Consider the following 22687-nt stretch of genomic DNA (forward strand, 5'->3'; position numbering starts at 1 on the left):
AAGCTGTTAGTCCCATAAGTTTATAGAAGTTCAATAACTTTATATAGCTTTAATAGCCTTAACAGTTTTAATAACTTTATGTATTTGCAATAACTAGTATAGCATCAAGTATTCTACATATTTATTATATAACTAAATTAACTTCTGTATTTTAATTATTTATTCTCTACGATAGAGCGTAGCATAGAAATTTCCTTTGCGTACCCGTCCAATTCATTTGGTGTTTCCAAATAGAATGGCAAGTTCGTCAATTTAGGATGTGTTACAACGCGAGCAATAGCATCGATACCAATATGTCCTTCCCCAATTTTTTCATGACGATCTTTATGAGCACCCATAGGATTTTTAGAGTCATTCAAATGAATGGCTTTCAAACGATCAAGACCTACTATTCGATCGAACTCGTCAATAACGCCATCGAGATTATGTACGATATCATAACCCCCTTCGTGAATATGGCAAGTATCAACACACACACCCATATACTCTTTTAGTTTTACGCCATCGATGATGCGTGCAATTTCTTCAAAACGAGAGCCAATTTCTGTACCCTTACCAGCCATTACTTCCAAGAGGACTGTTGTCTTCATACCTGGGAATAAGATTTCATTCAAACACGCTACAATGTATTCAATACCTTGATCTACGCCTTGCTTCACATGGCTACCAGGGTGAAAGTTATACATTTGACCTGGCAAATATTCCATACGCTCTAAATCTTCCATTATAGATTGCTTCGCAAAAGCGCGTAAATCCTCTTTGGCGGCACATGGGTTATAGGTATACGGTGCATGGGCCAACAAAGTACCAAAGTTGTGTTCTTTCATATATGCACTAAGGTTATTCATATCCTCAACATCGAGAGCTCGCATGCTACCACCGCGAGGGTTGCGCGTAAAGTATTGGAACGTATTGCCCCCAATTTTAGTCGCTTCCTTGCCCATATGTAAATAACCTTTGCTAATTGATAAGTGACTGCCTATTACAAACATAATACTCCTCTATATATGACTATACGATTTCTACAATTTTATAATTATAAAACGCCTAACTCTAATATCTATTGTATTATGCTTATAGCTATTTTTGTTACTATAGCTATTCTATAACACTAATAGATAAAGATATATGATAACTAATATAACCCCTGCCGTGAAGGAGCCCTTCAACAACAGGGGTTATCTATTAATGACTTTCTTTTTTTGCACACTCAGGGCAAACACCTTCGAAGGTAATATGTTGACCTGTGATTTGATATTCGCTACCTTGATCAGCAATCGTTTTGATAGCTTTCAAATCAATGCCCATCATATCCTCTACCTTATTGCAACGAATGCAACGGATATGGGAATGAGCTTGTGTATCCCAATCGTAATGAGCACGCTCATCACCAACTTCTAAAATTTTAACAAGACCGATTTTTTCAAAAATCTCCATCGTCTTGTACACTGTAGCCAAGCTCATGCTTGGATGTTCTGGGCGCAACGTATGATACAACATCTCTGCTGTTGGATGATCATGATGACCACGCAAAGCATCATAAATCGCAATACGTTGTGGGGTTACTTTAAACCCCTGACTACGCAAAATTTGTGCGATATCCATAATAATCTACCTTTCTCCACTTGGAAATCTATAAGGCATAGGCCATTATCGACCGTTTACAAGAAATAATTATTATTTATTATATCAAAATTCTCAACACTTATCAAGATAAATAGTATTAACTATTAAGTAATAAAAAATGTGGATTGCCCAGAAGCAATCCACATCCTATTAGTCTTTAAAGTAAGGCTTAAAACCTTCACTTTGATGGCGAGTTTTTTTCTCTCCACGCGGACGATCAGATTTACGATCATCTCTGCGACGGTCACCTTTACGGTCATTGCGACGATCACTTCTACGATCATCGCGACTGCGACGTGGGCGGTCATCTCGACGACGATCACCATCACGACGGCGACGATCACTACGACCACTTTCACGACGACGGCGTACACGCAATGGTTTTTCTTCTGTAATATTTACAGGAGTAGTATCTGGTTCTTTTGTTAACAATTTAAGAGCTGCCGCCAAAAGTGTTACGGAATCTGTATCATTCAACAATTCCTCAGCACTAGATTTGAAAGGCGCCAATGCTTCTAAATTATCTGTCATTTCAACGAGGCTTTCAATTGCCAAACGTTGTTGACCTTCAAGAACTTCACCTAATGAAGGTGCACGACGACGTGCAATTTTACGTTTTGTTAAACGCTCGATAGCATGTAAATGCTCCATTTCACGAGGGATAACGAACGTGAAAGCTTGACCTGCTTTACCGGCACGACCTGTACGACCTACGCGGTGTGTGTAGCTTTCAGGATCTTGAGGCATATCATAATTATATACGTGAGATACGCCAGAAATATCAAGACCACGAGCTGCCACATCTGTAGCCACGAGAATATCAATGGTACCTTCGCGGAATTGGCGAATTACGCTGTCCCGTTTTTGTTGAGACAAGTCGCCATGGATGCCTTCCGCCATGTAACCACGTTTCTTAAGACCTTCTGTCACTTCATCAACACGACGTTTCGTACGCGTGAAAATAATAGCAAGTTCAGGTGTTTGGATATCAAACAAACGACAAAGAACATCGAATTTTTGACGGTCTTGCACTTCGATATAGTATTGTTCGATCAAGTCCATCGTAACTTGAGTCGGTTTCATGCGAATCAATGTTGGCTCTGTCAAATATGTTTCAGCTAATTGTTGGATAGCTTTAGGCATCGTAGCAGAGAACAACAATGTTTGATGGTCTTCTGGGATAGCACCCAAGATTTTATTGATATCATCAACAAAGCCCATATTTAACATTTCGTCGGCTTCGTCCAATACCACAACTTTCACATGGTCAAATTTAATAGAACCACGATCCATATGATCCATCAATCGGCCAGGAGTGGCAACGATGATTTGAGGGTTCTTTTTCAAGGCACGGAACTGACGATTAATATCTTGACCACCGTAGATTGGTAGTGCTGTGATATTCGTGTACTGAGCCATTTTGTTAAGCTCTTCAGCTACTTGAATAGCTAATTCTCGTGTAGGGGATAAAATAACTACTTGAACGTGACGCTCATTCCCGTCTACGCGTTCCAATACAGGCAAGCCAAATGCTGCTGTCTTACCAGTACCTGTTTGAGCTTGACCGATCATGTCCTTACCGCTCATGGCAACTGGGATAGCTTCCTGTTGAATTGGCGTAGGCTCTTCAAAGCCCATATCGTTTAACGCTCTTAGAACAGGTTCGCTAATCATTAATTGTTCAAATTTTTCTAACATCTAAATGTGTTTCCTCCTATCGCGCACGAACTATGCGCATTTAAGTAGTATATCATATTTCGAGGGCGAGCGCTATAAAAGTAATTCTGAATCTAAGCTAAATAGGATTTCTTTTACCCTTAAAATGTTCAATCAACACAATTCCACCTGATACACATAACAAAACAAGATATGACAAATGAATAGGCATATACAAGCATTCAACAAGAACAACCCATAGAATCAAAATTAATTTAGAAATCCATTTCGTTCTTATTTTATCAGCGATCATAAATATAGATAAATTGATAATTATTTTAATGATTATCGCAGAGATAATAACTACTGACGTAAATTCTTCTCTATAATCAGTCAATTCATATAAGGGATATAATAAATAACTTAATAAAACGCTAAGTATTATTAAAAACCAAATATTGAGTCCCTTTAAAAGTTTAGATTTACTATAGTGAAATACGCCAACCAAAAGAAAAAGTAAAACACTAAGTAATATTCCTATAATTAATAGATAATCTAACTGAATCATGATTTATACTGCCTTTTAATGATTTTTAATTTCTAAAAATCATTCCATAAGTGCCCACACAAAACAACATTATTTTAATAATATCTGAGTTGATATATGGTCTATTAAAATAGTACTTTCCTAAATGCATAAGCAAACACGATCATACCAAACAACACAGAAACTATAGCAATAAGACTCCGTTTAAAATATACGCTGTCTCTCTTCTGACAAAACCCTGTAAGCATTGTTAAAAAAAAGAAAAACAACCAAATACTGCCATAATTCACTATAAATTTATAATCTTTATCAATTAAAAATTTAAGATTTAATATCACCAAACTTATAATAGAAATTATTGATAAATACTTTGTTAAGCTACCAAAAATCCTATGTTCTTTTATATATTCATGTTTTTTATCAATTGGATGATTACGAATCTCAAGTTTATATAATCCCATAGATAACGACATAGATATAAAAATCCAAATATATCCTAATATTTCAAGTTTATTCATCTTCCACCTTCCACTATATGGTTACCGACTCAAATACTGACGAAGTGTCTGGTTTTCTAACGGCCCTAACTGCAATGCCTTCCGATTTTTAATTGCATCAATGGTTAATGCTTCAAAGGTAACTTTATCAAAATCAGAAAACTCGTTAAAGGAATTAAACACTATGAATCGTTGATTTAGTAAATTAGTTAATACCTCTATATCTTTCGTTCTTACTTTATTTAACTCATTTCGTGCATAAGATTCATATCTCTCATCACCTGCATTATTCTTGCTAAACCGACCTATATCAAGATTATCAGAATAATAGCTATATATAGCCTTCTGATAGAAATCAATTTTAGTCAATTTCCCGAATTCAAAATTATAATAAGCATTATTTCTTAAAATATGCTCACTACCATACTCACCAATAATAGTCCCTGTAGAAAGATCTACTATATCATTATGCTTAATCTGATTTTCCTTTCTATACGATACATAGAAAGGTAGCTTTATAGGATGTCCAGCGTGTAAACTTGTATATCGTTGTTTACTATCAAAAAAAATTTCATGCCATATATCTCTATCACTTTTATCAAGACTAGAAATATTAGGGTATAACTCATCAAGACTCACATTAAATTGCGTTTCTTTAGCATCTATCCGAGGAATGAAAGTGTTATATTTATTTATATCTTTATTCCAAGCATCTAGCAAACTTACATTTTCATCAAAAATACCAATACCGTCTAAAGTTATGTAATAGAGTTTATTATTCACCTCATGAACAGCAACTACATTATCAGCAATCTTACGATTTTCATTACCATAGTATAATCCGCTCTCTTGAAGCTCACTTAAATAAATCAAACTATTTTTAAAGTCGCCACCTACCAAGAAATATATCAATACTCCCCATATGAGGATATAAAGCACTACTATTATGGCAACAATATATCCAATCCATTTAATTACTCTCTTCAAATTCATAATAGCCCTCTATAAATAACACAATTTTATATGGCTACAATTATAACATACCCTATACTTTTACATATAATAGACTATTGTTAAGTACAAAAAAGGCGCCTCTTTCGGGCTGCTTCTTTATTATGGTTTATTGAGAGTTGTGTGGTATTAATCAGCTATATGAGTAAACATTTAATTTAGATATAATATAATTAAAATAGTGTACTCCAAAATTCCGCCAATAAATTAAACAATGCCTGTTAAGCAATTACGATTTACTAAACTTCCTAAAGTAGTATAAAAGGAATATACAATGAAACCTTTTACCCTAAAACGATTTATATTATTGCCACTGATTATACTATCCCTCATACTAACAACGGGTTGTCATCTTCTCTCACATTATAGTGAAGATGAGGTACAACAATATATAAATGAGGATTATCCTAATCTAACATATCACTTAGAGTCTCATAGGAACAATAGATGGCAAGTCACCTTTGACAAATATCCACAAATGCCCATTGAAATATCTGAGGCCTTGCATACCTCTGCACCTGTTGTACCACAAGTGGAGCGAATACTGATAACCAACATCCCGTTAATAACTGCATTCCCATTAATGAAAAACTATATAACAGAAGAGGAGTTATCCTATGCTACATACGATACATCTTCTTTGTATATTGAAATGCCTATTCCCTATTCGGCCATACAAAACCAAGATGTAACAAATTTTTACAATCGAATGGATCAATTCTGCAAAGAATATGCAACAACATATCCAGACTTCAAAGAAGATATATATATTAGAGTTATTATAAAACCTTCTGATGGTTCTAATGCACCAGAGGCGTATAGAAAAATATTCCGTTTATCTCAATATTAATAAAGAGGCACCTCTTTCGAGGTGCCTCTTTGTTATAGTTCATCGGAGAAGTTTATATGTTATTAATCTAAATCATAGAAACCAGATGGTTTATCGCTCAAGTTTACGATGATATTTTTCATTTGAGTGTAGTGCTCAAGGATAACTTTGTGAGTTTCACGTCCGATACCAGATTGTTTGTAACCACCAAACGGAGCACCTGCAGGGATGGAATTATATGTATTTACCCACATACGACCTGTTTCGATACCACGAGCTACGCGGATAGCACGATTGATGTTTTGAGTAAATACGCCACCGCCAAGACCGTATAAGCTGTCATTTGCTTGTTCAATAACTTCTTCTTCGCTGTGGAATTTGATGACAACAGCTACAGGGCCAAAGATTTCTTCGCGAGCTACACGCATATCATTTGTAGCATCTACAATAAGTGTAGGTCTTACAAAGCACCCTTTGCCAAGTTCGCCATCAGTAACACGTACACCACCGGCTACAATGCGAGCTCCTTCTTCTTTTGCAAGTTCTACATAGCTAAGCACTTTATTAACTTGATCTTCGTAAATCAAGGAACCTAATTGAGTAGATTCTTCCCAAGGCAAACCAACTTTCACCTTATCGAATAGTGCAGCAAGTTCAGCTACGAATTTATCGTAAATTGTATCTTGTACGAAGATACGAGAACCAGCGCAGCATACTTGCCCCTGATTAAAAAGAATACCGAGCATTGCCCCGTCAAGAGCTTGTTTCCAGTTCGCATCTTCAAAGAAGATATTCGCAGATTTACCACCTAATTCCAATGTGGCAGGAATCAAGCGTTCAGATGCTGCTTTATATACATCTAGACCTACCTCTGTAGAGCCTGTGAAAGCAAGTTTGCTAAAACCAGGATGATCAAGGATATATTGACCGGATTTAGAACCTTTACCAGTTACGATGTTTACAACACCTGGTGGCAAGATTTCTTTCAAAATATCGCCAAGTTCTAATAAGCTAAGAGATGTGTGGCTAGAAGGTTTGATAACAACTGTACAGCCTGCTGCAAGAGCTGGAGCCAATTTCCAAGCGGCCATTAGGAATGGGAAGTTCCAAGGCACAACTTGACCTACAACGCCAATCGGTTCACGAACGATGAGACTCAATGTATTTTCGTCAAATACTTGTGCAGAGCCTTCTTCGGAACGAAGCACGCCTGCAAAGTAACGGAAATGGTCCGCCCCAAGTGGAATATCCACGTTCAATGTTTCACGGATTGGCTTACCATTGTCGTATGTTTCAACTTGTGCCAAATGTTCTTTGTGAGTATCGATAGCATCCGCAATTTTCAATAAATAATCAGCACGTTCTACTTGAGAAACGTTTTTCCACGTTTTGAAAGCTTCTGTTGCAGCCTCTACAGCTTTATCAACATCGCCATATGTAGCCTCTGCACAGATAGCGAGTTGTTCACCATTAGCAGGGTTATATACTTTAAATTCAGCACCGTCAGATGCCTTTACCCATTCATTATTAATTAAAAGTCCATATCTTTCTTTAAGGTTCAAGCTCATTGCATTACCTCCTCTTTAGGAATATGATTTAGGAATTTCCCCTCTATGGTTTCATCATACTCCCTATATCTAATTTTTTCAATCAGATATATCATTTTCGATATATCTGTTCTGCATTAATATACATAGTTTTTAGCTATATAGAAAAACCGCACCCTCTAAAACCATAGAGGGTGCGGTTTTTGGTATAATGACTTTTAGTCAAGAATGACTATCATTTAAAATCTATTAATGTAGATTAACTAGTCTTCTAAGAAATTATCAGTTTCGACGATCCCCATTATTAAGAGAACCATTATGGCGATTATCATTTTGACGTCCGCCATTATTACGGTTGTTATTTCGGTTATCATTATTTCGACGTTGACCATTATTATTTCTATTATGGTTATTATCGTTATTCTTTGGTTTTTCTGGTTGTAATGCTTTTACAGACAGACCGATGCGATTGCGCTTTACGTCAACAGAAATGATTTGAGCTTCGATAATATCACCTACAGCAAGCACATCTGATGGATGTTGACGGCTATTGCAAAGCTCGCTGCGATGTAATAAACCATTCGTTTTAAGCCCAAAGTCTACGAAAGCTCCGAAATCAACTACGTTATGAACGGTACCTTTTACAATGGTACCCACCTTAATATCTTCAAGGCTCACTACGTGTTTTCTGGTCAATGGAGCCGGCAAATCCTCACGAGGGTCGCGTCCCGGTTTTGCCAGTGCACCGAGTATATCTCGCACAGTTGGTACCCCTGCATCAAGTTTGTCAGCCATTTTCTCAGCATCTACAAGAGGTAATTTAACTTGCAACGCTTCTAATTGAGATTTATCTTGCAAATCTTTTAAGGTAAAGCCTAACTCACCAATGATGCGCTCTGCCAATTCATAGGACTCTGGATGGACAGAAGTATTATCCAGTGGATTTTTACCATGTTGTAAGCGCAAGAAACCCGCACATTGTGTAAAGGCGGCAGGGCCTAAACGAGGCACTTTCAACAATTCCTTACGGCTTTTAAACACACCATTCTCTTGACGATATGAAACAATATTTTTAGCCACCGCACTAGAAATACCAGCAACATGCTGCAAGATAGCTGGAGATGCAGTATTTAGCTCTACCCCAACGTGATTTACTACAGTTTCAACCACTTGATCCAAGGTATGAGTCAATTGTTTTTGGTTTACGTCATGTTGATATTGACCTACACCAATAGATTTAGGATCGATTTTAACAGATTCAGCCAATGGATCTTGCACACGGCGTGCAATAGATACAGCACCTCGAATGGTTACATCTAAATCTGGTAACTCATCGATAGCTAATTTAGATGCAGAGTATACAGATGCACCTGCTTCATTAGTGATGATATAGTGGCAATCTAATGTTTCCTCTTCAATCATAGTAGACGCAAATTGCTCTGTTTCATAGGATGCAGTACCATTACCGATAGATAAAAGAGTAACCTTAAACTTACGGATTTTATCAGCCAATACCTTTTGAGCTTCCTTGCGAAGCTTTTCACTATTTGTTAAATAGTACGCACCGTAATCGAGCACATTGCCTTGTTGATCGATAATCGCCATTTTACAGCCAGTACGGTAACCAGGGTCAAGGCCCATGATAACATGTCCAGTCAATGGTGGTTGTAACAATAGATTTTTAAGATTTACACCAAATACCTTGATAGCTTGCTCATCGGCTTTTTCCGTCAATTCATTGCGAATTTCACGCTCTAAAGCTGGGAAAATAAGACGTTTGTACGCATCAGCTACAGCAGCCGCTTTATACTCTGCGAAGATCGACTTCGGATTTTTCTCTAACTTTTGTAACATATAAGCAATATAGGTGTCACCTGGTACAGTTAGAGCTAATTTCAAAGCACCTAATTTTTCACCGCGATTTACCGCCAAGATACGATGGGACGGCATTTGACGTACGGGCTCAGCATATTCAGCGTATTGCAAGAATTGTTGTTGTTCTTCCTCTTCACCGCTCAATTCAGCTTGAATAAAGCCTTCATTCCACATCTTCTTACGCAAGTACGCCCGGAAGTCTGCACTATCGCTGACGATTTCCGCTACGATATCAGAAGCACCTTGTATGGCATCCTCTGGCGTAGGAACCTCTTCTGTTATGTATTCTTTTGCGATCTCTAACGGATCACCAGAGATAACTGTATCGTTAAGGATCATTTCCGCTAACGGCTCCAAGCCACGTTCACGGGCAATCATGGCGCGCGTACGTTTCTTAGGACGGTACGGTAAATACAAATCCTCTAACTCTTGAAGCTTTGTTGCCGCTTCTAAGCACTTCATCAACTCGTCGGTCATCTTTTCTTGCTCTGTAATAGATGCAATGATTTCTTGGCGACGTGTTTCCAAGTTGCGCAAATATTTAATGCGTTCTTCAATGGTGCGCAATTGCTCATCTTGCAATTCGCCCGTCACCTCTTTACGATACCGTGCGATAAATGGCACCGTATTGCCTTCGTCCAACAATTCTACCGCAGCTTGCACCTGCTTTGGCTTAACATTTAATTCACTGCCAATAATGGCAAACATTCTTTCACTCATTTAGATGCCTTTCTGCGATAGGTTACAAAACGATGAGGATATTTGTTCTTTTCATCCACCGCGCCATCTACTACGGATTCGATGGTGAAAGCATCCTCTGAGAATTCAGGGAAAAATGCATCCCCATCAAATTCGTGGTCCACTTCAGTGATATACATAGTATCTACATAAGGTAGAAAAGCTTCGTATACTTGAGCGCCACCAATAACGTAGGCCCCATCAAGAGCACGTGCTGCTTCAGCAGCCGCCTCAGGGTTATGGAAAATCTTAACACCTTCTGGTGCATCAAAGCCTTTATCACGAGTAATTACCCAATGCTCACGATTTGGCAACAAAAACGGTAAGCTTTCAAAGGTCTTACGGCCCATGATAATAACATGTCCTATTGTTTTTTCCTTAAAGAATTTCAAATCATTTGGCAAATGCCAAATCAAAGTATTATCTTTACCGATTACACGATTATGTGCTACGGCTACGATTAATGCTAACATACTGCCCTCTTTCAGTTAATACTATATGGCAACAGTCATAAATTATACTATTTAGCAATGGCTATGAACACAATACTATATAGCAATAGCCATACATATTATGCTATTTAACAATTGTCATGAATACAATGCTATACAGCAACAGTCATGGATAATTTACCTAAATGTTCATATCCATCTAAGGTAATGTCCTCTGGTGTGAAGTCATAGAAGTCTTTTACCTCAGGATTCACGATAATTTTTGGAGCAGGCAACGCTTGATTGCGACGTGCTAATTGCTCACGCAATGCATCTACGTGATTTTCATAGATGTGGGCATTGTTGATGACATGTGTAAATTTACCTGGCTTTAAACCTGTTACTTGAGCAATCATACATTGTAATGCCGCATATTGAGCCGTGTTAAACGGAACGCCAAGCCCCATGTCGCCACTGCGTTGGATGAGCATGCAGTTCAAGTAACCATCCCCTACATCCCATAAGGTTTCATACGCACATGGTTGCAACGCCATATCATCTAAATCTTCAATATTCCAAAGGGTTACTATCATTCGGCGGCTATCAGGATCTTCTTTAATAGTTTTGATGAGCTTGTCTAATTGCTTATACTTCGCAATTTGGTATCCATAGGCCTTACCGATAGTACCATCTTCACGCATCCACTCATCCCATACGTGCACATTCATTTCTTGTAATTTGCGCACGTCATTGGACTGCATTTGCCAAATCCACAATAATTCTTTTACAGCTGTTTTGAAAGCTACAAATTTAGTGGTTAAAATTGGAAATTCCTCTTGCAAGTCAAATTGCATAATTTGTTGAGGCAATTTGTACGTTGCGATTCCTGTGCGATTTTGACCATAAATGCCATGATCTAAAATATTTTCAATAATACCGAGGTATTGTGTATCTGCTAAGCTCATTTATCCCCCTAGATCTATTTATAATAAGCAAAAATACTAACGTATATCTTGATAATCTTACTAAAATATATAGTACTATCATACTAAAAAATATATGGTACTACCATATATACAGTAAAATTTATCATCCCTTATATTCTGCAATGGCCTGCAAAAAGGTAAGTCCATATTTTTTCAATTTTGCTTCCCCTACGCCTTTAACATTGCCAAACTCACCTAATGTAGTAGGTCGTAAATTTGCCAAATCTATGAGTACTGTATCAGGGAAGATAAGATATGGTCTAAGGCCCGCTTCTTCAGCCAAGCGCTTGCGATGTTGCCGCAAATGTTCAAATAAACCGCCCGATGTAGGACTGGATTTTCCTCGTGCCACAGAGGCAGCAGACTTACTAGTGCGAGAAGGCACAGACACATGTTGTCTGATTTCCTCTACCTCTTTACGACCTGCTAACACTTCTTCGGCACCAGCCGTTAAGGATAACACAGGATATTTTCCCGTTGAACTGCGCAAGTAGCCAGATGCTACAAACTGCTGAATAAGACCTTTAATAGATTTTTCATCTACATTGCTCAGTAAGCCAAAGACAAGCAATGCATCATGGCCAGCACGCATAATCCGGTCCGTTCGCTCACCACGGACGATAGAGGTTATCATTGATGCCCCATATCGCTCATCGGTGCCCATGATGGCACGGAAAATAGCTTTTGCTTCTTTCGTAACATTGACCTTATCAGCAGAACCCTTACAAGAGCTGCAATTATCACAGGTTGTCCAAACAGTACTTTCACCAAAGTAATTAAGCATATATTTACGCAAGCAATTACTGCAGAAACAGTAATCAATCATGGACTGCAATTTGCGTAACTCCACATCTTGTCGCTCAGGCGTTTCGATGGACTGTTCAATTAAATACTTATGAACCTGCACATCCTGCCCACTATAAAGCAAGATACATTCAGCAGGTGCCCCATCACGGCCAGCTCGTCCTGCCTCCTGATAATAGGACTCCATATTACGCGGCATTTGATAATGTAGTACATAGCGTACATTGCTTTTATCAATACCCATACCAAAGGCATTCGTCGCCACCATAACCTGCAATTTATCGTCTGCGTAGGCATTCTGCATTTCACGGCGCACCTCATCGTTGAGTCCTCCGTGGTAATGTCCCACCTTGATGCCCGCACGGGTTAAATTTTCATACACACGATCTACATCCTTGCGCGTTGCACAGTAGATAATGCCATTTTCATTGGCGTGCTGACGCACATAATGAACAACGTAATCCATCCGCTTTGGTGTGCGGATAACAGAGAAGGATAAATTAGGCCGATCAAAACCCGTCACGTATACATTAGCCTTATCTAGGCCTAATAATTTTTTTATATCGTTTTCTACATATTTCGTCGCCGTCGCTGTGAAAGCCCCCACGATAGGTCTCTTTGGCAATGAATTGAGCCACTCACCGATAAGGCGATAAGACGGTCTAAAATCATGACCCCACTCAGAGATACAATGAGCCTCGTCCACAATGACTTGAGCAATCGGTAACGCTCGCAGTACATTACAGAAAAAATTAGAGCTCAACCGCTCTGGTGCAATATATAAGAGTTTAATCTTACCACTACGTACTTCGTACATGGTCTTATTAAACTCAGATTGTGTAAGTGTACTATTGATGAGCGCTGCTGGTATATTCTGCACCAAGAGACCATCCACTTGGTCTTTCATAAGAGAAATGAGAGGAGAAAACACAATAGTCAAGCCCGCCTTACAGAGCGCAGGTATCTGGAAACAGATAGACTTCCCAGCCCCTGTCGGCATGATTCCAATTACATCTTCATTCCGCAACAAGGATGCAATAGGAGCCTCTTGAGCTGGTCTAAAGGAGGTATACCCAAAGTAGGTCTCCAACATGCGCAATGCTTGTTGTTTCGTCACAACTTGATGTTGTCTAGATACATCTTGTTTTCCGCCTACCTGTTGTTCCATAGGGTCCTCCTTTCACGTTCCAGAAATATAAGTATTAATTTCGATTACTACTGACAAATATTTCGTACACTCAATACGAAATATCGTTTTTTCATTCTTTTATTTTATCATATTTCATTCGGTATGGGGCTTATTAATATATGATTTCATAAGTAATCAGCTAATGCGTATCTCTAAAATATATAGCCTAAATTAATATAGGAATCTTATTGATATCACCAATTTTTTACCCTCTAAAGTACTAATATGTGGTACAATAAAAATTATTTACTATACTATAGAATATAACTAGAACCTAAGGAGGTCTTATATAGGCATGACACAAGACAACTTAATGATTATTATCGCCTTTGCCTTATATCTAGGACTCATGATGTATATCGGGGTCTACTATTATCGTAAATCGAACAGCATTGGTGATTACATCCTCGGTGGCCGACAATTAGGACCATGGATTACAGCACTTAGTGCGGAAGCATCAGATATGAGTGGTTGGATGCTCATGGGTGTGCCGGGCCTAGCGTATACTACGGGGATTTCTGGTGTGTGGATTGCCGTAGGCCTCACATTAGGCACATGGGCCAACTGGAAATTCGTTTCTAGACGCCTGCGCAACCATACCGAGGTAGCCAGTGACAGTTTGACCTTACCGGATTATTTAAAGAATCGTTTCCACGATCAGTCTCATTCGGTAGCTGTCATTTCCGCCTTATTTATCTTGATTTTCTTCTTGATTTATACATCATCAGGCTTCGTGGCAGGGGGCAAATTGTTCAATACTATCTTCGGTCTTGATTACACCGTATCCCTCTTTATCACAGCTGGTATCGTCGTATTCTATACCTTCCTTGGCGGATTCCTCGCCGTATCTTGGACAGACTGTATTCAAGGCGCATTAATGTTCTTTGCCATCTTGGCAGTACCAATTACAGCAGCCATGTACATGGGTGGCCTTATAGAAACATTCCAGCTCATCCAACATGAGTTCCCACAAGGACTTAGCTTGTTTGGTAATCCGTCTGATTGGTTTACTTGGGCTATCGGCCTAATTTCTTCTCTTGGTTGGGGTCTTGGCTACTTTGGTCAACCTCACATCCTAGTTAGATTCATGGCTATCTCTGATGCGAAAGAACTTAAGAAATCTACGAACATCGCCATGGTATGGGTTATCTTATCCCTTATGGCAGCTATTGCTGTAGGTCTCATCGGTCATGTTTACATGCTGCCAGATAAGTTAGTAGGCACTGATGCGGAAACAATATTCCTCATCATGACAGAACGCCTCTTTACTCCATTTGTAGCTGGGCTTATCTGGTCCGCCGTATTGGCAGCCATCATGAGTACCGCTTCAGCGCAGTTGTTAGTAACAGCTTCTGCTATTTCTAACGACTTTTATGCTAATATCATCCATCCAAAAGCAAGCGATAAAGAGCTTGTATTAGTAAGCCGTATCGTAGTGCTTTTAGTGGCATTGGTTGCCATCTATATGGCTATGGATCCAGACAGCTATATCTTGACGATGGTAGCCTATGCATGGGCAGGCTTCGGCGCGGCCTTCGGCCCGGCAATCTTATTCTCCCTATTCTGGAAGCGTATGACTCGTCACGGATGCATCGCTGGTATTGTTGTAGGTGGTTTAACAGTACTCATTTGGAAGCAATTTGGGTTCCTTGGCCTATACGAAATTGTACCGGGTTTCATCCTCTCTTCTATCGCAATCTATATTGTGAGCCTCATGGGTAAATTGCCTCCACGTCCGGTTCTAAAAGACTATAGAGAAGCAGAAAAAATGCATATTCTATAAGAAAACATAAAAAAGCTAGTTGATTCACCGATCAACTAGCTTTTATTTATGAGTATTGGTGTAACCCTTCCTCAATTGCGGCTTTTACCTCTGTCACTAAAGAGGCTGGAGTAAGCACTTTTACACTTTGCATATATTGGAGCGCCCAATATTTAAAGGCGTCATGATTAACACGTACACGGCATACAACATTATCGGCTGTTATATTCGTAAACTCTACATTGCCATCGAACCAATCTAAAATTTGATTTACAATGGAACGTTTAGCTTTAAACGTAACAGTAATAGATTCACCGCCGAACATATAAATATGTTCCTTTACGTATTGTGACACGTTAAAGGTACGTTGTTGTTGGTATCCCTTTATCTCCCGTAAAGGTTTTCTACGTTCATTCAGCACTGTAATATGTGCAATTCGATCAACACGTAATGTAGACATGTCATCATAATTTTCGTGGTTTCCTACTAAATAATAATGTCCTCGATTCATTACTAGTTGGAATGGGTTAAATACATACTTCCGTTCCTTATGATCTGGGCCAAGATTAATGTGTAATCGCTTATCCACATCTGGTTGGCAATAGGCCAACGAAATTTTTCTACCCTTTTGTATTGCTTCTTCTATGAGATCAATATTAAGAAATAAATCTTGGCTTCTATGAAGGTACTCCGTATTACTTTCAATATCAATACCATGAGGCTTAAAATAGGAGCTCCCCAATTTTGCAACACGCCCGATTAAATCTTTACGTTGAGATGCAGTAATATGGCGAGATGCCAATATACCATCAATCAATAACCGCAATTCAGAATCTTCAAAGGTATGAATCATATAGAAATCAGTACGTCTAATGGTGCCATCTGCTCCCACAGCAGACTCTTCACATTGAATACCAAAATCTCCAGATTCATATAAATCATTTAAATGACGGCCTAAGGTTTTCCGATCGACGGATACCTCGTACCGTTCGGCTAATATACTGCGAATCTCCTCTTGAGATAACGTATGATTAGCATCTGTTTCGTCTTTCAGGATTTCTAGTATGTATACTAGAACTGCCTTCTTAGATGCCATAAAAGACTCCTTTTATAAATAATACAATTAATACAACTTTATCAACTAATACAATTTATAGAATCATCCACAACACATCGGATGATATTTACAAAATACCCATACACATTATACCATACTTTCATGAACGGTTCATTTTTTCCTCATTAAAATTATCGATTTACTATACTTTTTCAGCAATATAAAATAACTAAAAGTAATAAATATAAAATAAAAGTAAATTTAATTATATTAAATAAAACCCGTTAACACTTAATACGTATAAATATTATAAGTGTAACGGGTTTTTATTTTAACTATGAAATCAAAATGAATATAATACAACTTCATAGCAATACAATCAAATAACGAGCTCTATCAATTAGGAAATACTACCTGTTTTCTTACTTCTAATAAAGCCCAATTGTTCCATACGCATTGTTAATTCATTATAAAAAGCTTCAGCCATGGCATTTTGATGCTTTGTAGGTTGAGACTGATCTGCACTAAAGAGAGCATCTTTAATCTTTTTAATTACCGTAGATTTCGCTTTTGGTTTGTTCAACAACTCCATAAATAATAAATCCTCTTCAGAAATATCACCAATAGCATCATTAAACATATCTGCTCCATACATATATTCACTACCACCATTTACAATAGCTTTTACAAAGTTTGTAAAACGGGCAGGTATATAAGATAAGCCCTCCATATACTCTTCTTTTACAGGGAATGTTTTATAGAAGCGAATACCACCGCGTACCATATGCTCTACTACAGCTTTATACAAGCTACATACAGCAGGTTCTAATTCATCATCAGATGCATGATCCGCCTCATGAGCCGCTTTCAAAATAGCGAGGGCCTCGATCATATTGAACGTACCACCATCTTTGATAAGCGCTTGGAACGTATCTCTTACGAGCTCATTTTCAAACATTTCAAGTGCTTCCTCATCAAAGAGAATTTGGAAAACAAAGCTATTTACAATAGTACGTACAGGAATTGTATTCACTTCAGCCGGATTCGCAACAGCAAAGTTAATATTATTTGCAAAGCTAGCTTTACAAATAATTGACTTGCGGAATGTCGTATCTAGTATAAAATCTAAATATTGTTCTTGATCCGCTTGGCTATTAGGAGCCAGTTGCTCAAGTTTAGCTGCTATACTTTCATCATAGGTACGAACCATAGATAGTGTAAGGTCCGCATCGCATACATAAGCAAGATTATGCGCTTTCAAATGATCATTAAATTGATAGAAATAGCACGGATCATTATGCGGCTCTAGATGGTCATGACCTACATAATAGTCATCCTTTTGCATTACAGAGCGCAATGCACCAAGGAATTTACTATTTCGTTCTTTAAGATTATCATAGTTAAGAATCTGAGCACCCACAAGACTGCCTACGGTCTTACCGCGCAACACCTTTTCCTTATGGGTCAACTTATCTTGGCCACGATTAGCAAACAGCATGAGCTGACGTACTTCTTCCATGGTATGCCAACCTGGATACGTATTGTAAGACACATAGGCAATACCATTATCCGCCAAATGATTAGAAATAATATTGAGCAGCTTATCCTTCATTTCATCATTGATCCAAGAGTAGAATCCATGTGCAATAATATAATCGAAAGTCCCCATAGATTCGTCAAAATTCAAAATATCTCCTTGCACCAAGGATACATTCTCTAATTTTGCATCACAAATAATTTGATTACCCTTCTCTACTTGGTCTTGTGAAAGTTCAATGCCTACAAAGGTCGCCTCTGGGTTAAATACAGCTTGAGAAATAATATTACCGCCATAAGTAGCCCCTAGTTCAAGAACACGAGATGTCTTCGCAGGTGGAGTATTTAGCCCTACAAGAGCACCATATGCTTCTAAATAGGCCGGCGTTGTAAAAGGAAATGGATAGGATTTATAGCCTAACTCTTTATATATCGTTTGTTGCGTATCTTCTGTTGTCATTTGTGTATTATTCTTAGCCATATGTACCTCTATATTTAATATTAGAATTATCCCAAATATGTATATTGCTAAAATTATGCATGGTTCCTTATCATTATAACAAATTACTAGTATATTACCTATGTTTTAAGCAGTTAATACGTAAATAATACAATAGCAACTAGCACTATAAACTGATTTATGGAAGATACTTAATATGATATTTAGAAAAACTAAATTTACATACAAAAGAGGCACCCTTGAAAGGGTGCCTCATATAGTTCTCAGTCGTTAAATAACGAATTATTTTACGTCTTCAAAACCTTTTTGCAAGCGAACATAGCTTAAGCGACGTTCTTTAGCGTCTTTTTCAGTTTTAGCGAATAATTCTTCTGCAACGTCTGGAGCTGCTTTAGCCAAGGAAGCGTAACGTACTTCACCTTTAAGGAAGTCTTGGAAGCTTTCAGTTGGTTCTTTGGAATCCAAGGAGAATGGATTTTTACCTTCTTCTTTAAGTTGAGGGTTGTATCTGTAAAGATCCCAGTAACCAGCTGCAACTGCTTTACGTTGTTCTTCTTGAGCTTTACCCATACCAGCTTTGATACCATGGTTGATACATGGGCTGTAAGCGATAATCAAGGATGGACCTGGATATGCTTCAGCTTCTGTAACAGCTTTCATCAATTGGTTTTTGTCTGCCCCCATAGCTACTTGTGCTACGTATACATAACCATAAGACATAGCCATCATGCCAAGGTCTTTCTTCTTAGTACGTTTACCAGAAGCTGCGAATTGAGCAACTGCTGCTACGTTAGTGGATTTAGATGCTTGACCACCAGTGTTGGAGTATACTTCAGTATCGAATACGAAGATGTTTACGTCTTCGCCAGAAGCTAATACATGGTCAACACCGCCGAAGCCGATGTCGTATGCCCAGCCGTCACCACCGAAGATCCAGTGAGAACGTTTGATCAAGAATTGTTTTTTCTCAAGAATTTCTTTCAATTCAGGAGTTGTAGCGCCTTCAGCTTCGATAGCTGCTACTAAACGTTCGGAACGTTGACGAGTAGCTGCACCAAGGTTAGCAAATTCAATCCATTGTTCTAAAGCATCTTTCAATTCGCCAGTAGCAGTTTCAACTGCTTTAGCAGCCAATTCTACTAATTGTTGACGGATTTTCTTAACGCCGATGTACATACCATAACCATACTCAGCATTATCTTCGAACAAGGAGTTTGCCCAAGAAGGACCATGACCTTGTTGGTTAGTTGTGTATGGAGATGCAGGCATGGAAGCACCCCAGATGGAGGAACAACCAGTTGCATTGGCAATCATCATACGGTCACCGAACAATTGAGTTAACAATTTAGCATAAGGAGTTTCACCACAACCTGCGCAAGCACCGGAGAATTCGAACAATGGTTGTTCAAATTGGGAACCTTTAACAGTTTCCTTCTTCATAGGATTTTCTTTTACAGGAAGGTTAACACCATAGTTCCAAGCTTCAGCTTGTTCGATTTCAGTATCGATGGATGTCATTACAATAGCTTTGCCTTTAGGAGCTGGACAGATATCAACACAGTTACCGCAACCCAAGCAATCTAATGGGGATACAGCGATACGGAATTGAAGATCTTTAGCACCCAATGCAGGGATTGTATCGAAATGTTCTGGAGCTGCAGCCACTTCTGCTTCAGTTGCCAAAATTGGACGAATTGTAGCATGTGGACATACGAAGGAACATTGGTTACATTGAATACAGTTTTCAGGCAACCATTTTGGAACGAACAATGCAGGACCGCGTTTTTCGAATTTAGCAGTACCAGCAGGTAATGTACCATCTTCATAGCCAGAGAATTTGGATACAGGAAGATCATAACCAGCTTGTGCATTGATTGGTTGTGCAATATTTTGAACGAAGGATGGGCAAGATTCGCAACCAGGTTTAACTGCATGATTGCCATCATCTACTGCATCTTTCCAGCTAGCAGGAACATCTACTTTTACCAAAGCGTTAACACCTTGATCGATAGCAGCATTGTTCATGTCAACGATATTTTGACCTTTTTTACCGTAAGAAGTTACTACGGATTCTTTAAGGTATTTAACAGCATCATCTACAGGGATGATTTCAGTCAATTTGAAGAATGCAGCTTGCGTTACCATGTTGATACGACCGCCCAAACCGATTTCGGAAGCGATTTTCGCAGCATTGATGATGTAGAAGTTCAATTCTTTTTCTGCGATTTGACGACGTAATTTAGCAGGTAAATGTTCATCCAATTCTTCAGGAGACCAAGTACAGTTCAATAAGAATGTACCGCCTTTTTTGATGCCGCGAATCAAGTCGTATTCATGTACATAAGATTGACGGTGACATGCTACGAATTGAGGTTCAGTAATCAAGTAAGGCAAGTTGATTGGATTTTTACCAAAACGAAGGTGAGACATTGTTACGCCACCAGATTTTTTGGAGTCGTAGTCAAAGTATGCTTGAGCATACATATCAGTGTGGTCACCGATGATTTTGATAGCGGATTTATTCGCACCTACAGTACCGTCAGAACCGAAGCCCCAGAATTTACATTCAGTCAAACCAGGAGTTTCAACTTCTACGCCTTCAGCACGATCTAAGGACAAGAATGTAACATCATCATTGATACCCAATGTGAAGAATTTCTTACCATTTTCAGCAGCTAAATTATCGAATACAGCAACGATGTCTGCAGGGATAACGTCTTTGGAGCTCAAACCATAACGACCAGCGATAACTTTTACATTACGGCCACCGTCAACTACAGCTGCTTGTACGTCTAAGAACAATGGTTCAGCCAAAGCACCTGGTTCTTTAGTACGGTCAAGAACTGCAATGCGTTCTACAGTTTTAGGAAGAGCTTTCAACAAACGATCTGTTGCGAATGGGCGGAACAAATGAACGTTGATAAAACCAACTTTGCGACCCAATTTGTTGAGGTAATCCACAGTGGATTCTACAACTTGAGCGGAAGAACCCATAGTTACAACAACATCAGTAGCATCAGGAGCACCATGATAGTTGAACAATTGGTAGTTAGTACCTGCCAATTTGTTAACTTCGTTCATGTAGTGTTCTACAACGTCAGGAACGTTCAAGTAGAATTTGTTGGATGCTTCACGATGTTGGAAGTAAACGTCAGGGTTTTCTGCAGTACCACGAGTTACAGGAGCATCTGGATTTAAAGCATTTTTACGGAAAGCTTTAACAGCATCCATGTCAACCAATGGTTTTAAATCTTCATAGTCCCAGATTTGAATTTTTTGAATTTCGTGGGATGTACGGAAACCGTCAAAGAAGTTGATGAAAGGTACGCGAGTTTTAATAGCTGTCAAGTGAGCTACAGCGGACAAGTCCATTACTTCTTGTACAGAGGATTCAGCTAACATAGCACAGCCAGCTGCACGAGCAGCCATTACGTCTTGGTGGTCACCAAAGATAGCCAAAGCATGTGCAGCCAATGCACGAGCAGCTACTTGGAATACACCTGGAAGTAATTCGCCTGCTACTTTATATAAGTTAGGAAGCATCAATAACAAACCTTGGGAAGATGTGAAAGTTGTTGTTAATGCACCAGCTTGTAAAGAACCGTGGGTTGCAGCAGCAGCACCTGCTTCAGATTGCATTTCTACAACTTGAACAGTGTTGCCGAAGATGTTTTTTCGACCAGATGCAGCCCATTCATCAATGTGTTCTGGCATTGGAGAAGATGGAGTGATTGGATAAATCGCAGCAACTTCTGTAAAACCATAAGAAACGTGAGCAGCCGCTTGGTTGCCGTCCATAGTTTTAAATTTACGACTCATGTGATTATTGCCTCCTTAAGCATTTAGCAAAAATAGAACACTTGCTTAATCTATCATTATGTTTAGGAATAACAACCATTACAAACTTGCGCACATGAAAAAATAATGCAATAATATATATGTTATATATAATATGGCATTATGTGTGAGCATACTTTTTTGTGATGGGCACAACCATAATTCCTAATATCATAACTTGATATAGCCCTATATGCTAATTATAACGTGCTGGGCCCTATCAACGCAACACATACAGTGACTGTCGCTTTGCCAATATTGCTATCCATGCTTTACATAAAGTAATAGCTAATTGCATT

General features: G+C 38.7%; 16 protein-coding genes. 2 read left to right on the forward strand and 14 right to left on the reverse strand.

The window, feature by feature from the left end; all coding sequences use genetic code 11:
- Positions 1-155: 155 nt before the first annotated feature.
- From B1A77_RS00105 to B1A77_RS00130, 6 genes are all read right to left on the reverse strand, one after another.
- Complete coding sequence (locus B1A77_RS00105) at positions 156-992, reverse strand: deoxyribonuclease IV (RefSeq protein WP_077707588.1); 837 nt, start codon at positions 990-992, stop codon at positions 156-158.
- Positions 993-1185: 193 nt separating this feature from the next.
- On the reverse strand, positions 1186-1605 hold the full coding sequence (locus tag B1A77_RS00110) for a Fur family transcriptional regulator (protein ID WP_004695325.1): 420 nt from the start codon (positions 1603-1605) through the stop codon (positions 1186-1188).
- 171 nt (positions 1606-1776) lie between these two features.
- Complete coding sequence (locus B1A77_RS00115) at positions 1777-3324, reverse strand: degradosome RNA helicase CshA (protein ID WP_024061602.1); 1548 nt, start codon at positions 3322-3324, stop codon at positions 1777-1779.
- Positions 3325-3421: 97 nt separating this feature from the next.
- Positions 3422-3850 carry a phosphatase gene (locus B1A77_RS00120; RefSeq protein WP_077707589.1) on the reverse strand — a complete coding sequence of 143 codons (429 nt, stop codon included), beginning with the start codon at positions 3848-3850 and terminating at the stop codon, positions 3422-3424.
- A gap of 104 nt (positions 3851-3954) precedes the next feature.
- Positions 3955-4347 carry a hypothetical protein gene (locus B1A77_RS00125; RefSeq protein WP_024061604.1) on the reverse strand — a complete coding sequence of 131 codons (393 nt, stop codon included), beginning with the start codon at positions 4345-4347 and terminating at the stop codon, positions 3955-3957.
- A 21-nt stretch (positions 4348-4368) separates the two neighbouring features.
- Positions 4369-5319 (reverse strand): hypothetical protein, encoded by a 951-nt coding sequence (locus B1A77_RS00130; RefSeq protein ID WP_077707590.1) that lies wholly within the window; start codon positions 5317-5319, stop codon positions 4369-4371.
- 292 nt (positions 5320-5611) lie between these two features.
- Here B1A77_RS00130 and B1A77_RS00135 point away from each other — a divergent pair, with 292 nt between their 5' ends.
- A complete protein-coding gene (locus B1A77_RS00135; RefSeq protein ID WP_024061606.1) occupies positions 5612-6187 on the forward strand; it encodes a hypothetical protein in 576 nt (191 codons plus the stop codon).
- 62 nt (positions 6188-6249) lie between these two features.
- Here the strand turns inward: B1A77_RS00135 and B1A77_RS00140 are convergent, their stop codons facing one another.
- The 5 genes from B1A77_RS00140 to recQ form a co-directional block, all read right to left on the reverse strand.
- Entirely contained in the window at positions 6250-7734 is a 1485-nt protein-coding gene (locus tag B1A77_RS00140; RefSeq protein ID WP_024061607.1) for an aldehyde dehydrogenase family protein, read from the reverse strand.
- 261 nt (positions 7735-7995) lie between these two features.
- Entirely contained in the window at positions 7996-10308 is a 2313-nt protein-coding gene (locus B1A77_RS00145; protein ID WP_024061608.1) for a Tex family protein, read from the reverse strand.
- Entirely contained in the window at positions 10305-10799 is a 495-nt protein-coding gene (locus B1A77_RS00150) for a dihydrofolate reductase (RefSeq protein WP_077707591.1), read from the reverse strand. Before B1A77_RS00150 ends, B1A77_RS00145 begins: the two co-directional genes overlap by 4 nt.
- Positions 10800-10930: 131 nt before the next feature.
- Positions 10931-11722: a thymidylate synthase gene (locus tag B1A77_RS00155; RefSeq protein WP_012864704.1), complete on the reverse strand. Its 792-nt coding sequence runs from the start codon at positions 11720-11722 to the stop codon at positions 10931-10933.
- A 124-nt stretch (positions 11723-11846) separates the two neighbouring features.
- The gene (gene recQ / locus B1A77_RS00160) at positions 11847-13715 is read right to left on the reverse strand and encodes a DNA helicase RecQ (protein ID WP_077707592.1); all 1869 of its coding nucleotides are present in this window, start codon (positions 13713-13715) and stop codon (positions 11847-11849) included.
- A 316-nt stretch (positions 13716-14031) separates the two neighbouring features.
- Between recQ and putP the strand changes: the two genes are divergently transcribed.
- Positions 14032-15519, forward strand: coding sequence for a sodium/proline symporter PutP (putP, locus tag B1A77_RS00165; RefSeq protein WP_077707593.1), 1488 nt, complete (start codon positions 14032-14034; stop codon positions 15517-15519).
- 46 nt (positions 15520-15565) lie between these two features.
- On the opposite strand, the gene B1A77_RS00170 is transcribed toward putP, so the two are convergent.
- The 3 genes from B1A77_RS00170 to nifJ all read right to left on the reverse strand — a co-directional run bounded on the left by B1A77_RS00170 (position 15566) and on the right by nifJ (position 22370).
- Complete coding sequence (locus B1A77_RS00170; RefSeq protein WP_077707594.1) at positions 15566-16594, reverse strand: helix-turn-helix transcriptional regulator; 1029 nt, start codon at positions 16592-16594, stop codon at positions 15566-15568.
- 361 nt (positions 16595-16955) lie between these two features.
- Positions 16956-18572 carry a methyltransferase regulatory domain-containing protein gene (locus B1A77_RS00175; protein WP_077707595.1) on the reverse strand — a complete coding sequence of 539 codons (1617 nt, stop codon included), beginning with the start codon at positions 18570-18572 and terminating at the stop codon, positions 16956-16958.
- A 261-nt stretch (positions 18573-18833) separates the two neighbouring features.
- Positions 18834-22370: a pyruvate:ferredoxin (flavodoxin) oxidoreductase gene (gene nifJ / locus B1A77_RS00180; RefSeq protein WP_004696929.1), complete on the reverse strand. Its 3537-nt coding sequence runs from the start codon at positions 22368-22370 to the stop codon at positions 18834-18836.
- Between the last annotated feature and the right edge of the window lie 317 nt (positions 22371-22687).

The sequence above is a fragment of the Veillonella parvula genome (assembly GCF_002005185.1).
In the GTDB taxonomy this organism is placed as follows: domain Bacteria; phylum Bacillota; class Negativicutes; order Veillonellales; family Veillonellaceae; genus Veillonella; species Veillonella parvula_M.

Coding starts and splice junctions, on each gene's coding strand:
- nifJ (WP_004696929.1), bottom strand. CDS start 22,370: ATGAGTCGTAAATTTAAAACTATGGACGGCAACCAAGCGGCTGCTCAC.
- B1A77_RS00145 (WP_024061608.1), bottom strand. CDS start 10,308: ATGAGTGAAAGAATGTTTGCCATTATTGGCAGTGAATTAAATGTTAAG.
- putP (WP_077707593.1), top strand. CDS start 14,032: ATGACACAAGACAACTTAATGATTATTATCGCCTTTGCCTTATATCTA.
- B1A77_RS00120 (WP_077707589.1), bottom strand. CDS start 3,850: ATGATTCAGTTAGATTATCTATTAATTATAGGAATATTACTTAGTGTT.
- B1A77_RS00170 (WP_077707594.1), bottom strand. CDS start 16,594: ATGGCATCTAAGAAGGCAGTTCTAGTATACATACTAGAAATCCTGAAA.
- B1A77_RS00155 (WP_012864704.1), bottom strand. CDS start 11,722: ATGAGCTTAGCAGATACACAATACCTCGGTATTATTGAAAATATTTTA.
- B1A77_RS00140 (WP_024061607.1), bottom strand. CDS start 7,734: ATGAGCTTGAACCTTAAAGAAAGATATGGACTTTTAATTAATAATGAA.
- B1A77_RS00105 (WP_077707588.1), bottom strand. CDS start 992: ATGTTTGTAATAGGCAGTCACTTATCAATTAGCAAAGGTTATTTACAT.
- B1A77_RS00110 (WP_004695325.1), bottom strand. CDS start 1,605: ATGGATATCGCACAAATTTTGCGTAGTCAGGGGTTTAAAGTAACCCCA.
- recQ (WP_077707592.1), bottom strand. CDS start 13,715: ATGGAACAACAGGTAGGCGGAAAACAAGATGTATCTAGACAACATCAA.
- B1A77_RS00150 (WP_077707591.1), bottom strand. CDS start 10,799: ATGTTAGCATTAATCGTAGCCGTAGCACATAATCGTGTAATCGGTAAA.
- B1A77_RS00125 (WP_024061604.1), bottom strand. CDS start 4,347: ATGAATAAACTTGAAATATTAGGATATATTTGGATTTTTATATCTATG.
- B1A77_RS00130 (WP_077707590.1), bottom strand. CDS start 5,319: ATGAATTTGAAGAGAGTAATTAAATGGATTGGATATATTGTTGCCATA.
- B1A77_RS00135 (WP_024061606.1), top strand. CDS start 5,612: ATGAAACCTTTTACCCTAAAACGATTTATATTATTGCCACTGATTATA.
- B1A77_RS00115 (WP_024061602.1), bottom strand. CDS start 3,324: ATGTTAGAAAAATTTGAACAATTAATGATTAGCGAACCTGTTCTAAGA.
- B1A77_RS00175 (WP_077707595.1), bottom strand. CDS start 18,572: ATGGCTAAGAATAATACACAAATGACAACAGAAGATACGCAACAAACG.